The sequence below is a fragment of the Pseudomonas sp. GW821-FHT03E01 genome, assembly GCF_059420765.1.
Window position 1 is genome coordinate 25382 of the sequence record NZ_JBWKUI010000016.1, and the last position, 12768, is coordinate 38149.

Annotated in this window: 10 protein-coding genes; 8 read left to right on the forward strand and 2 right to left on the reverse strand. The window is 59.9% G+C overall.

The genetic code is table 11. The features are described from left to right. The first annotated feature begins 29 nt into the window (after positions 1–29). The 4 genes from AC07VO_RS24830 (at position 30) to AC07VO_RS24845 (ending at position 7868) form a co-directional block, all read left to right on the forward strand. Positions 30–2243 (forward strand): hypothetical protein, encoded by a 2214-nt coding sequence (locus AC07VO_RS24830; protein ID WP_086944946.1) that lies wholly within the window; start codon positions 30–32, stop codon positions 2241–2243. Positions 2244–2255: 12 nt separating this feature from the next. Next, positions 2256–4370 carry a glycosyl transferase family protein gene (locus AC07VO_RS24835; RefSeq protein ID WP_086944947.1) on the forward strand — a complete coding sequence of 705 codons (2115 nt, stop codon included), beginning with the start codon at positions 2256–2258 and terminating at the stop codon, positions 4368–4370. Then, on the forward strand, positions 4367–6913 hold the full coding sequence (locus AC07VO_RS24840) for an NfrA family protein (protein ID WP_086944948.1): 2547 nt from the start codon (positions 4367–4369) through the stop codon (positions 6911–6913). Before AC07VO_RS24835 ends, AC07VO_RS24840 begins: the two co-directional genes overlap by 4 nt. A 172-nt stretch (positions 6914–7085) precedes the next feature. Then, on the forward strand, positions 7086–7868 hold the full coding sequence (locus AC07VO_RS24845) for an alpha-amylase family protein (protein WP_225609300.1): 783 nt from the start codon (positions 7086–7088) through the stop codon (positions 7866–7868). A gap of 111 nt (positions 7869–7979) precedes the next feature. Here the strand turns inward: AC07VO_RS24845 and AC07VO_RS24850 are convergent, their stop codons facing one another. Next, positions 7980–8453: a hypothetical protein gene (locus tag AC07VO_RS24850; protein ID WP_064618699.1), complete on the reverse strand. Its 474-nt coding sequence runs from the start codon at positions 8451–8453 to the stop codon at positions 7980–7982. A 258-nt stretch (positions 8454–8711) separates the two neighbouring features. Here AC07VO_RS24850 and AC07VO_RS24855 point away from each other — a divergent pair, with 258 nt between their 5' ends. Then, positions 8712–9209 (forward strand): GNAT family N-acetyltransferase, encoded by a 498-nt coding sequence (locus AC07VO_RS24855; RefSeq protein WP_086944950.1) that lies wholly within the window; start codon positions 8712–8714, stop codon positions 9207–9209. Between the two features lie 31 nt (positions 9210–9240). Here AC07VO_RS24855 and AC07VO_RS24860 read toward each other — a convergent pair whose 3' ends face one another. Continuing rightward, on the reverse strand, positions 9241–10197 hold the full coding sequence (locus tag AC07VO_RS24860) for an AraC family transcriptional regulator (RefSeq protein ID WP_086944951.1): 957 nt from the start codon (positions 10195–10197) through the stop codon (positions 9241–9243). A 175-nt stretch (positions 10198–10372) separates the two neighbouring features. Here AC07VO_RS24860 and AC07VO_RS24865 point away from each other — a divergent pair, with 175 nt between their 5' ends. The 3 genes from AC07VO_RS24865 (at position 10373) to AC07VO_RS24875 (ending at position 12587) form a co-directional block, all read left to right on the forward strand. Further along, on the forward strand, positions 10373–11326 hold the full coding sequence (locus tag AC07VO_RS24865; RefSeq protein WP_086944952.1) for a diiron oxygenase: 954 nt from the start codon (positions 10373–10375) through the stop codon (positions 11324–11326). An 81-nt stretch (positions 11327–11407) separates the two neighbouring features. Next, positions 11408–11830, forward strand: a complete 423-nt coding sequence (locus AC07VO_RS24870; RefSeq protein ID WP_086945146.1) for an MAPEG family protein — start codon at positions 11408–11410, stop codon at positions 11828–11830. Positions 11831–11963: 133 nt separating this feature from the next. Further along, complete coding sequence (locus AC07VO_RS24875) at positions 11964–12587, forward strand: eCIS core domain-containing protein (RefSeq protein WP_225609295.1); 624 nt, start codon at positions 11964–11966, stop codon at positions 12585–12587. Positions 12588–12768 lie beyond the last annotated feature (181 nt).

Sequence of the window (12768 nt, forward strand, 5' to 3'; positions counted from 1 at the left end):
CTCCCCTTATCAGCTCGAGATCTACCTGAATGAAGTCTTCCGTTGCCATCCATACGGGGGCGCTCAGCGCCCTTGCCTGTGGCGTGAGCCTGCTCGCGCTCATGCCGACCTTCGCCTTGGCCGCGGACAGCCCGCTCACCCAGGCGATCAACCGACTCAACGCCGACACTCGGCAGGAGCGTGAGATCCGCTTGAGCGATCTGGGGATCGACGCCCCCATCATCCTGGGTTCCACCGATGCCCGGCGCGAATTGTATTTACCCGTGCCGGCGGGCGTACCACTGACCGATGCCACGCTGAATTTCGACGCCAGCTACCTCAACGGTGAAGGCGGCCGCAACACCTTGCTGCTGTCGCTGGACGGTTATCCGGTGCGCGCCGAAGGGCTCAGCGAAGCTCAAGGTGACGCCAGCGCCACGCTGGGCGTGGACAAGACCGCGCGTGACAGCGGTTCGGTGCGCCTGGGTATTGCCTGGTCGTCGATCGTGTCCCGCGTGTTGTGCGAAGACGAACGCGCCATCGGCAACGTATTGCGTATCGAACCGGACACCCGCCTCAACTACAGCTACGACGCCAGCCAGTTACAGGACGTTGGTGCAGCCTGGACGGCACTGCCCGGCAAACCGGGGATCATGGTCGCGCCGGGCACCCTAACCGCCGAAAGCTACGACGCCGCCTGGCGTCTGGGCGTGGCACTGGAACGGATCGGCAAGCACAGCCACATCCTGCCCTATCCTGCCCTACAGGACAGCGTTGACCTGACCGGCCTGCGTATCCCGGCCGAGCTGCAAACTATTCCAGCGTTCGCCAGCCTCAACGGCAAAGGCCCGCACGTCCTGGGGAACCCGGCGCAAATCGGCGCGCTGCTGATGTTGGGGCAAACCCCGAACGTCCAGGCGGATCTGGCCATCAACGACCCGCAACTGCTCAAGGCCGTCAATGAGTCTCTGGATGCGCTGCAAAGTCAGATTCAAGGTCTCGACGCCACCGCAGCCAGCGCCTTCGCGCAATGGCGTGTACGGCATATCAATGCAGGCCTGGCCGCCACCGGCACGGACAATGTGCGACTGGCATTGCTGGGGACACGCCCGGTGCTGACGATTGCGCCGCAAGCGACCGGCAAGGCCTTGGCCTTGTTCAGCTCGGCCTGGAACACACTGGCACGCAGCCGCCAATTGACCGTCAGCGAAGCACAGTTGCCATTGAGCGCCGACGGCCGTGTGGCCTTGTCGCGCCTGGGCGGCAAACCCGGTGCGATCGACGTGCTGGCCAAATCCGACTGGAGCACCTCGTTCCCTCTGGGCAGCGTGGCTTACGACGGACGTCTGCCGGTGAAGGCGGTGATCGATGTGTCCGCCGCACCCGGCGCCTCGGACACCGCGCCGGTGGCCTCGCTGTTTCTCAACGATTATCTGATTGGCGCACAACAGCTCGTGGCCAACGGAGAAAAGCAACGCATTGAAGCGCGGATCCCACGTTACGCCGTGGGCTCGACCAACGTGCTGCGTGTGTCGTTCCAGCGCCAGCCGGTCAGTGATCGCTGCCTCGAAACGCCACAAGCCTTCCCGGTCTCGGTGCTGCCGACCAGCCATATCGTGTTGGAAAAGACTGCGCTGGATGATGACTTCTCCGGCATGGCTGCACGCTTTGCCGTGAACGCGCAGATCCTCGTGCCGCAGGCCTACCTCGAACACCCGGCAAGCAGTTTGCCGCAGGTGATTTCGGTGGCTGACGCCGCCGGTGTTTCGCCGCTGCGTGCGCAATTGAATATCAGCGCAGACCCGAAAGTCTCAGTCACGCCAGACAAAGCCTTCCTGGCCTTCGAGTTGCCGATCAAGGACAGCAAAGAGTCGGTGCAGGTCGACGAGCAGGGCCGCCTGCGTATCAATCACAAGGATCAGGTGTTGCTCGACGTGCATCCCCTCAACCACCTGGCCTCGTTGCAAGCCGTGGAAAGCGGCGGCCAGCACGGTCTGGTTTATCGCACACTGGGCACCGACGCCCCCCGCTTCGCCAGGCAGGTTCTGCTGAGTCGCGGCGACGTCGCCATCCTCGGTGACAACGGCACGCTGACCACCTTCGACACCCAGGACCCCAGTGGCAGCCAATTGATCGACCACGAAGAACCCAAGGGGCTGGACGCCTGGCGCACACCGTCGCTGTTGTGGCTGATTCCCGGTGGCATCCTGTTGGTCCTCATCCTGTTGCTGGCCGGCCGTAACGCCCGTCGCAATCGCCAGTAACGGTAACCCTCGATGACGTCGCTTTATTGGCCCTATTGGCTGGCCCACTACTACAGTTTCCTGGAGACCTCGACCATCGTGGTCGCGGTGCTGATTCTGATTTCCAGCCTGGACGATCTGTTCATTGACCTGTGGTACTGGTCTCGTCGCCTGTTTCGCAAATTCACCGTGGGTCGCAAGTACCGGCCGCTGACCGCGGAGCAACTGATGGCCCGGGATGAACAACCGCTGGCAATCATGGTTCCGGCCTGGCTGGAATACGACGTCATCGCGCCGATGATCGAGAACATGGTGTCGACCCTGGACTACCAGAACTATGTGGTCTTTGTCGGCACCTACATCAACGACCAACGCACCATCGATGAAGTGGAGCGCATGCGTCGGCGCTACAAGCAGCTGCATCGCGTGGAAGTCCCGCATGCCGGACCGACCTGCAAGGCCGACTGCCTGAACTGGGTGATCCAGGCGATTTTCCTGCATGAGAAAACCCACGGCATGACCTTCGCCGGCGTCGTGCTGCACGACAGCGAAGACGTGCTGCACCCGCTGGAATTGCGCCTGTTCAACTACTTGCTGCCGCGCAAGGACATGATCCAGTTGCCCGTGGTTTCGCTGGAGCGCAACTGGTACGAATGGGTGGCCGGCACCTACATGGACGAATTCGCCGAATGGCATGGCAAGGATCTGGTGGTGCGAGAAAGCATGACCGATACCGTGCCATCTGCCGGGGTCGGCACCTGTTTTTCACATCGTGCCTTGCAAGTGTTGGCCGGGGAAACCCAGAACCAGCCATTCAACACCGACAGCCTCACCGAGGACTACGACGTCGGCGCACGCCTGGCCAAGGTCGGTATGAATGCGATCTTCGTGCGCTTCCCGGTGCAGTTTCGCGTGCTGCGCAAATCATGGTTTCGCAAGCCTTACGAATCGACCCTGAGGATGCCGTTGTGCGTGCGCGAATTCTTTCCCGACACCTTCCGCACCGCGTTCCGCCAGAAGGCCCGCTGGACATTGGGCATCGGGCTGCAAGGCTGGGAACAAATGGGCTGGAGCGGCTCGCTGGCCAACCGTTATCTACTGTTTCGTGACCGCAAAGGCGTAGTGACGGCGTTCGTCAGCATCATCGCCTACGTGATTCTGGTGCAGTTGCTGGGCCTGATTGTTTTGCGCCAGAGCGGACTGTGGGACGTGAGTTTCCCGACGCCGTTTGAAACCAACGGTTTTATCCAGTACCTGCTGCTGGCCAACGGTCTCGCGCTGGCCTGGCGCATCGCGCATCGCTGCTATTTCACCACCGTGCTATACGGCTGGCAGCATGGTTTGCTGTCGATCCCGCGCATGGTGGTGGGCAACTTCGTCAACTTCATGGCCGCGTCACGGGCCTGGCGCATGTTCCTGGTTGGCAAGGCGCTGAACCGCAAACTGGTGTGGGACAAGACCATGCACGACTTCCCGTCCACCGACCTGGTCGCTGCCGCACCGCGCAAACTGGGCAGCGTGTTGCTGTCCTGGCAGGCGATCAACGAAACCGACCTGCAAAATGCTCTCGTCGAACAGAAAACCCGGCACATGCCATTGGGGCGGATTTTGCTCAGCAACGGCTGGCTGGACGACGAAACGCTCGCGGAAGCCATCGCCTTTCAGAACGACTTGCCGCGGGTGTTCGATGTGGCCGCCAAGGCGCGGGATTCGAACCAGACGCTGGACGATGAATTCGCCCTGCGCTGGCGCGTGGTGCCGCTTGGCTTGAATGCCGACGGCCGTGCGCAAGTCGCCGTGGCCAGCCCACTGCCGGCCGAAGGCCTGCAACAGGTCAGCGACGAACTGGGCAGCGAACCGGTGCAGCTGATTGCCCGGGAGAGCGAAATCGTCGCGCAATTGCGTCAACTGAACGTGCGCGAAGGCCAATCCGTGCCGGATGCCCGAGCGCCATTGCTGGGCGACCTGTTGATCGAAATGGGCCTGCTTGATCGCGATGTGTTCAGCCGCGCGATGTTGCAGTACCGCCCGCAGCATCACGGCCGCATTGGCGACTATCTGGTCGACAGCGGCGTGCTGCCTCGCGCCACCATCGAAAAAGCCGTGGCACGTCAGCACAGCCACTACCCTGCGGAGCTTCCTGCATGAATCGCCCCTTACTGACCCTCATGGCCACGGGGCTGAGCCTGATACCTGCGTTTGCTCATGCCCAGACGCTGCCATTGCCATTGACCGGTCCGGCCTATGTAACCGCCAACGAGGCGTACAGCGCTTACGAGCGCAAAGACTATGACCTGGCCATCGCCAAGGCTCGCGAAGCGCTACGTCAGCGCGCCGATATCCAGCGTTTGAACACGCTGATTGTGCTGGCTCAGCGCGACAAGGACCTGCGCGATCATCCCAGGCGCTACCCGCAATCACGTCAGACTCCGGGCTTCGGTGCTGCTGCCCAGGCCTTCAAGGCCTATGACCGCGATGACTTCGGCGCTGCTGCCCAGGCCGCACGCAAGGCCATCGCTCAGGCGCCTAAACGCATGGACTATCGACTGCTGCTGATCGAGTCCTTGCAGCGCCAACCGCATCTGCAGGAAGCGGATCAAGCCACCACCCAGGCGCTTGCGATGTTCCCGGACGACGACGCATTGCTGACGCGTCGCGCAGCGATTCGTCGTCAACTGGCGGTGCCGCTGGCGGTTCAGGGCTATCGCGCCCTGCAGCAAGGCCATGTGCCGCTGGCTGTGGACCAGGCCAGAAAAGCCGTCGCCTGGGCCCCGGAAATCGGCGCCAACCAGCAACTGCTCATCAGCGCCCTGCTCGCCGCCAACGATTACCCTGGGGCCGAGCAAGCCGCGTCCGCTGCATTGGCACAGGATGACGGGGAAATCGCACCGTGGATTCTGCGCAGCTACGCCCTTGATCGGCAGGGTAAGACTCAAGCCGCTCAAACTGACCTGAAGCAGGCCCTGGCCATCGATGGCCTGCCGCAAGCGCAAGTCCGCAACATTCGCTTCTTCGCCGCCGACGCCGCACTGGCCCATGGCGAGCCTCAGCAGGCGCTCGATGATTTGCAGCCACTGGTCGACGATGAAGGTGGCGAAATAGCCCGCCGACGCAGCGCCGCACGAGTGGCGCTGCGGCAGAAAAACAATCGGGATCTGAACACTGCCGCTCACGTCCCTGCTCCAGCCCTGAACTGTCAGGAAACGGCCTTCGGCCTGGTGTGTGATATCTGGCCTGGCAACCAACGCGACGACGGAACCGACCTCGCCGCCCAGGCCTATGCGGCCCTGGCCCGCAAGGATTTCGAAACGGCGGTTGCCCAGGCGAACCAAGCCGTCGGCCGCGCGCCGCACAACCCGGCGTATCGACGCCTATTGGTCGGAGCCCTGACCGACCAGAAGCATGTGCCCGAAGCCATCGCGGCGGCCAGCGATGGTCTCAAGGCCAATGGCGATGACGCCCGGCTGCTGAGCCAGCGCGGCTTCTTGCGTCAACAATCGGGGGACGATACCGGGGCACGCCAGGATTTTACCCAGGCCTTGGCCCTGGGCAGCTTGCCGGCTTACGAAGAGGCCAGTCTGTATGCCGCCATCGGCCAGAGAAGAACTGCGCGCGAACGGCTGCAACAGGCGCGGGACACCGGCGAACTGGAAGCGATGAGCGACCTGCAGATCGCCTACTTGTCGGTCCAGGCCGGCGACGATGACCGCGCCCGTGAATCGTTTCGCAAGGCCGATGCTGGCAGCCGACTCTCACCGACGGCAACGCAGGATGCCGCCTACAACGCCATGCGGGTCAATGACGATGAGCAAGCCGTCACCTATTTCAAGCGAGTCATCGACGCAAAAAATGCCGGTGAACTCGACATGTCCCCGCAGCAGCTCTTCGACACCCGTCGCGCGGTGGCCGATGTGTCGCGTACCTGGGGCTTGATCAGCACTACCAGTTATCGCGGCAACAGTTCCAGCAGCGGTCTGAGTTCAGCGCCGAGCAGCGGCAGTAACAGCAACGACAGCCTGCAAAACAGCACCGAACTGTCCTGGCGCCCGTTGGGCTATCGCAATGCACGTTTTGTCGAACTCTACGGCCGCGTCACCGACACGCTATGGAGCAAGAACAGCGATTCGGCTAGCGGTATCGATGCCCTGCAAGGCGCTGTTGGTGTGCGGGTCAAGCCGTTCACGGCGCTGAACGTGATGGCCGCCGTTGAGCGCACGTTCCCCTTGGGGTCGTCAGACGTCAACGGTGACTGGCTGGTGCGCCTGGGCTATAGCTCAAGTATCGGGACCGATTTGCGGGTCGATACCTCCAGCTGGTGGACCTCGCAGTTGTTCGCTGAAGGCGGTCATTACATCAATGACTCGCGTGACTATTTCAACAGCGAATGGCAGGTCGGCCGCAGTTACGCCATCGGCGGCGCAGGTTCACACTGGGTGAGCTTCCCCCATGTCGTGGCCGCATTCGACTATGACTCAAAGATGAACAGCGAGACCGATACCGACGGCAGCACGAGCTCATCATCCGGCAAGGCCGCAGGCATCGGCGTCGGCAACAACGTCCGGTACTGGTTCCGCGAAGATGCCTACAACGCCCCACGCTCCTACGTGGATTTTTCTCTGCAGTACCGCGTGAAGGTGCTGGGCGATGACCGCGCTCAAGGCGTGTTCGCTCGCCTGACGTATTCCTATTGAGGACTGGTATGAACGTTCGAGTTTATTTGTGCCTGGGGTTTAACCTGCCCTCGACGTGGGCATATCCCCCGCCCCTGAAAAAGGCAGCCCTGTGAAAATCTTTGGCTACACCGCCAGTCGCGCGACCGTTGTCGCCCTGTTGCTTATCGCTACCCTCGGCGCAGGTTCCGGCATGCTCTACGTGACACACACCAAGGCTCTTGACCCGGGGATTGTCGGCATCGTCTGGCAGCCGGACAACAAGACCGTCGGCATCAACGGCCACTGGGAAAAACTCGGCGCCCATGAGCTGCTGGTGCAATGGACCGTCGTCGACGATCAGGCATTCGTTCCCGGTACCGGCCTGCCCACCGTGCCGGTGTTGCCTGACTGGACCCGTATCGCCAAGGCGCCCTGGGCGCAGGATGTCATTCTCGGGCTGGCCGGTTACTTCAGCGAGAACCGCTCACGGGACAACATCGAGCAACTGGCCGCTGTCTCGGAACGCATCGCCAAATTGCCTACGCCGCTACACGTCACCGGTTGGTATTTCCCGGCCGAAGTCGACCCCAGCTGGACCCGCGCCAAAGAATTGCCCGCCCTGCTGGCCAAGCTGCCGCGACCGTTATGGATCAGTGTTTACGACGGCGCCAACATCGGCCCCGCCGCCACCGCCGATTGGCTCAAGCAATGGCTGCCGGATGACATCGGCGTGTTCTTCCAGGATGGCGTCGGCGTCTACGCCCGCACCGCACCGGTGGCCCGAACCTACGCCGACGCCATGCGCCAGCGTCTGGGCAAGGACCGTGTGCGAATCATCGTCGAAGCCTTTCGCCCCAACTTCGGCGGCGGATTCCGCTCCGCGACCGCGGCCGAACTCAAACCGCAACTCGCGGCCTATGACGGTTATCCGCTCTACCTGTTCGACGGACCGCACTACGTGACGCCTGAGTTGCTGGAGCAACTGGTGCGGTGAATCGCAAAGCAGCCATTTATAACGTCGTGGCTAACCGACGCCTAAAAGATATGAAGCCGACTGAAGCCCCCCCGGTTGAGCCGCAGCGAAGCAGGTAGTTTGGAATCGTAATCAAGTAGGTGCCGAATTAGTCCCTGCATTCGGGATCGCCGACTCCCGAGATCGAACCGCATACAATGCCGAAAAGATATCGCGGATATATTTCGGGCGCTCGGAGGCGGGAATTACCGGAAGAAAATCCAGCATGTCGATAATTGATTCATAGGCAAAACGCATTTCACGGTGATAACGCCAACGGGCACCGAATCCGAGGGCTCGCTCCATTGCGACGAACAACCCGGCGAGCGCAGAACACAAAGGTGCCACCCAAGTAAAGTTTGTAGCAGGTAACAGCGTCGCCAGCGTCGTCAACAGCAGCACCAGGATAGTGCCGCCGTTAAACATGATCGGATCGGCCAAGACATCATGCAACTTGGCCGCGTCTGTCAATCGCACCTTCAACTGTTGAATCATTTCCGGGGGCAAGTCCGTTACACCGCTTACATCGGGCGCGACGGGCGCTTCAAAATTGGCGTCATCTGGCATACGAAACTCTCCTGAAGGAAGAGATCAATCCGCCCAACGGCAAACTTCTAGGCATGAGGAATTCAACTAACGAGCGAGTATAGATCATGGCATGCCGAATGCGATTCCTGGATACCGACAGGCTATGCCCCCCGCCCGGTCCTGTGGCGAGGCAAAATTGGCCGACCCGTCACTGCGGGTTGAAGTGATAGTCTGCGCCTTCCCGGGATTGAATCGAGCAATTATTCAAGTAGTGCTACCAGCAAGGAGAGCGACCTTATGAAGCCCGTCAGAATTCGTACCCTGCAAAGCACTGATGCCGAGGCGTTGCTGGCGTTCGAGCTGGACAATCGCGAATGGTTCGAGCGCCACATTGACGCGCGCGGTTCTGCCTTTTACTCGATGCAGGGCGTCACCGACCACATTGACGCTTATTTAGCTGATTTTGCCGCCGGAACCTGGCACCCATTCGTCATCGAAGATGACGCTGGAAATATAGTGGGTCGAGCCAACCTCAAAGGCATCGACATGACCGAGCGGTCGGCAGAAGTCGGCTACCGGATTGCCCAAAACGCTTGCGGACAGGGACTGGCAACGCTGGCGGTGAGGCATCTGATCCAGCAGGCGCAGTTGCATTGGAACCTTAAACAACTGGTGGCCACCGTATACGCTGAAAATATCGGATCGGCAAAAGTACTCGAACGGTGCGGCTTCTTGATCGAACATGTGTATCGAGAAGGTGCAGAGCACGAATGTCGGTTTGGTCTTTCGATTTAGCTGAGTGAGTCTCCATCGGCTCCGGATCTTCTCATGCTGATTGTCTGCGCCAAGTGCCGGGTGACGTGCCGAACTGGCGTTTGAATGCGCGACTGAACGCGGCTTCGGACTCATAGCCAACTGCAAAGCCAATTTGCGCCACATTGCCGCGACCTTCGCGCAGGTGTTGAGCCGCCACGTGCATACGCCAGAGCGTCAGGTATTGCATCGGTGGCTGTCCGACCAATGCCGTGAATCGCTCCGCGAATACCGAGCGCGACATGCCCACTTCAAGCGCCAGGGCTTCTGCAGTCCAGCCCTCGGTTGGACGAGCATGGAGTAGCGCCAGTGCGCGCCCGATATGCGGGTCTCGCAACCCCGCCAGCCACCCGCGCCGCTCAGCGGGGAGACTTGCGACATACTGGCTGACGGCTTCGACGAATAGCAATTCGGATAGCTTGGCGATAACCGTTGTCGAGCCGACGCGTCCCGCCGCGATTTCACTCACAGCAAAACGGAATGAGCTTTCGATCCAGGTGCCCGAAGCCGTCGCGCGCAGGTCCAGTTTCAATAAGGATGGCAGCGACGAAAGCAACGGACTGAAGGGTGTTTCAGAGCCGAGGAATCCGCACAATAACTGCGTGGCCTCGCCGCCCCCGCCATACTTGATTCGTGAAATGCCGCCGACTTCCGGCGGCTGAATAACGTCCCTCGCCGGCATGGGCGCAATGCTCAGGTCACTGCCAAAGGAATGGGCGTCATTGCGAGGAAGCAGAACGAGTTCACCTGCCCCCACGTCGAGGGCGGCACCACCGTCTATTCGTATTTGCATGTGCCCCGCGGCGACAAAATGCGACGCAATGATATGTCGAGGGGCCGCCAGGAACGGTTTGCAATCATCCGCCGAGATTCTGCCGTTGATGCACCAGGGCGCAGTGAGCTCCGCCTCGAGGAAGACCCCTCCAGACAGCCTGATCACACGCAAGACATCAGAAAGCGCATCCAACACTTGCCCGTCCTCTTTTCCGGACTCCGGAGCAGGTATTCAGGCGCATCGGTCATTCACCACCTGAACTGCGATGCCTAGATTAGCACCAACGCGGACTCAGAGATCGATGGTCATTGGCTCCGACGTCAACCGTAATTGCCCCATTCCAACTCGACCAAGGCAGCAGGAGATCTATATGAACACCATCGCTACCCTACCCGGCTCAGAGTCAGGCAACGCCGCCCGCTATGCTCAAATGGTCAGATCATCGAAAAAAACCGAATGGCAGATCGATCGCGATTTGCTACAAGACCGGAGTTTCGACTTCTCGCGCAAATTCTTGCCCGATGGACTCTCGCAGATCGACCGCCTGACCTTTCTCACCGAGGCCGAGGCGCGCCTGCTCAGTCAGATTCAGGGCCGGACCTATGCGTACATCTTTGGCCTGGTCGAGCGGTTTATCAGTGCCAAAATGCTCGATCAAGGTCGAGCCCATGTATTTGACGATCAGCTCGCACTCGAAGCGCTGGTGCGCTTTTCCAACGACGAGATCAAGCACCAGGAATTATTCCGGCGCATGGAGACGATGATTGGTTCGCGATTGCCAGCGGGATATCGTCAAGTTGCCGATCCAAACGATGTAGCGCGTGCGGTACTTGCAGCCAGCACTTGGTCGGTGCTGGCGCTGACCTGTCATATCGAGCTGTTTGTTCAGGCGCACTACACACAGAGCATCGCACCGCGCGAGGAGTTGTGCCCTCTATTCAAGGATGTCTTCAAATTTCACTGGAAGGATGAAAGCCGGCACGTCGTACTCGATGAACTGGAGTGGAAGGCGGAGCATGCGAAACTGTCGCCAGCCGAGTGTGACCAGGCAGTGAACGATCTGATTGCGCTGGTGGCGGCCGTCGATGCAATCCTGCAGGCACAATCGGCATCCGATGCCGACTACTTTATTCAAAGTGTCTCGCGATCGTTCAGTGTCGATGAGACAGCGCAGATCCATGTCTGCGTGCTGAGCGCCTATCGCTGGCAATACATTATCTCGGGCGTGCAGCATCCACACTTTGGCCGGCTGCTGACGCGCATGACAACGCCAGCACAGATGTCCAGGGTTCAGACCGCACTGGCCCCCATCATGAGCCATTGATCGACAGCGCGCGACCGACCGTTTGTCGGCCGCGCGGTTGTGGCATGACCTGCTGAAAATGATTGATTGAGGATGGCAGCCATGACGATACCGATGTGGATGTTGCTTGGATTTGCGACCTGGACTTTGCTGCTCTTGATGGCAACCGTCGGGGTGTATCGCTGGGTCGGAATCCTCTTCTCGCATGTTCCGATTGCCTCTTTCCGAAGCGATCAGCTCGAAGGCGAGGATTGGTATCGTCGCGGGACAAGAGCACACGCCAACTGCGTGGAAAACCTGCCTGTCTTTGGCGCCATCGTGTTGGTGATTTCGGCCCTTGGTGTCGACAGCCCAGCAGTGAACTACTTGTCCATATGCGTCCTGATTGCTCGCGTGTGCCAGTCTCTGGTTCACGTATCCCATGTGCAAACCGATACGTTCGTAACGGTTCGGTTTACCTTCTTCTGCGTTCAGTTGGCCTGTTTTCTCGCACTCATTGTCATCGCTGCCTGTTACGGCGCATGAATACGCAAATAGAGGAATGAACCCGGGCCAAGGCAACAAACGGTGGCCGCAACGGTCCAACGCGCGGTTGAACACCAGGTGCGAGCTACCAGAAGCATCACCTGCCGACCGCCACTACCTCTGGGAGAACCAATTGTCAGCTGTCTTTTTACGTCAAGCTTTCCGGCTATCGGCACTGCTCTTTTCCGTTGGCACTTCGTTTTCTGTTTACGCCTGCCCAGCAGGGCAGTACGAAGCCTGCGTGGTCACTTGTTTTTGTGCTCCAGGCTCCAAAGAGGAAATGGGGCCGATCTTTGAAAGCATGAACAAAATGGCTTCCACTGGATTACAGAGTTGGATTGTGCAATCGCGCAACACCGCGGCAAATGGCGATATTCAGACAATCCCGCTGAATATCCGAGCCCAACTCGAACCCTACTATGACATTCAAGTGCTTGATTCGGTCCGCTACAAGGTAGGCGATGATGAGGAGCTGAACGCCGCAAACACCATGTTGCAGAATCCCGATGTCACTGCGGTCACCCTGATAGACATCATCGTCTTTCGCAGTGCCGATGATGCTCTTAACAATGTCGCGCTGTGGGCCCATGAATTGAAGCACGTGCAGCAGTACCAGCAATGGGGAGTTCGGGAGTTTTCCACTCGCTATACCCGTGATTACACAGCCGTCGAGGCGCCTGCTTACGAGATTCAAGCCAAGGTAGCCAGAGCGCTAAGGGCCAGCGTGGCCCAGTCAGAACCTCCTCGACATCCTTGAGTTCAAAGGGCCAGGCAATCCTGCCGTCTGCTGCTCTCCATCACAGACCCCGAGAGTCTCGACGCTGGACCAAAAACAGCCGGTGGGCGAAGCGATAGTTAATGAGTAGCTATGCTTAGTCTGTTGTGCAAACTGATTGTGCAGACGGGTATTGCAGACACCCGTGTCGATCGCCGCCCCA

What these genes read in the sequence shown, in the direction of transcription:
- AC07VO_RS24845 (WP_225609300.1), top strand. Translation starts at nt 7,086, where the DNA reads ATGCTCTACGTGACACACACCAAGGCTCTTGACCCGGGGATTGTCGGC.
- AC07VO_RS24855 (WP_086944950.1), top strand. Translation starts at nt 8,712, where the DNA reads ATGAAGCCCGTCAGAATTCGTACCCTGCAAAGCACTGATGCCGAGGCG.
- AC07VO_RS24870 (WP_086945146.1), top strand. Translation starts at nt 11,408, where the DNA reads ATGACGATACCGATGTGGATGTTGCTTGGATTTGCGACCTGGACTTTG.
- AC07VO_RS24850 (WP_064618699.1), bottom strand. Translation starts at nt 8,453, where the DNA reads ATGCCAGATGACGCCAATTTTGAAGCGCCCGTCGCGCCCGATGTAAGC.
- AC07VO_RS24830 (WP_086944946.1), top strand. Translation starts at nt 30, where the DNA reads ATGAAGTCTTCCGTTGCCATCCATACGGGGGCGCTCAGCGCCCTTGCC.
- AC07VO_RS24865 (WP_086944952.1), top strand. Translation starts at nt 10,373, where the DNA reads ATGAACACCATCGCTACCCTACCCGGCTCAGAGTCAGGCAACGCCGCC.
- AC07VO_RS24835 (WP_086944947.1), top strand. Translation starts at nt 2,256, where the DNA reads ATGACGTCGCTTTATTGGCCCTATTGGCTGGCCCACTACTACAGTTTC.
- AC07VO_RS24840 (WP_086944948.1), top strand. Translation starts at nt 4,367, where the DNA reads ATGAATCGCCCCTTACTGACCCTCATGGCCACGGGGCTGAGCCTGATA.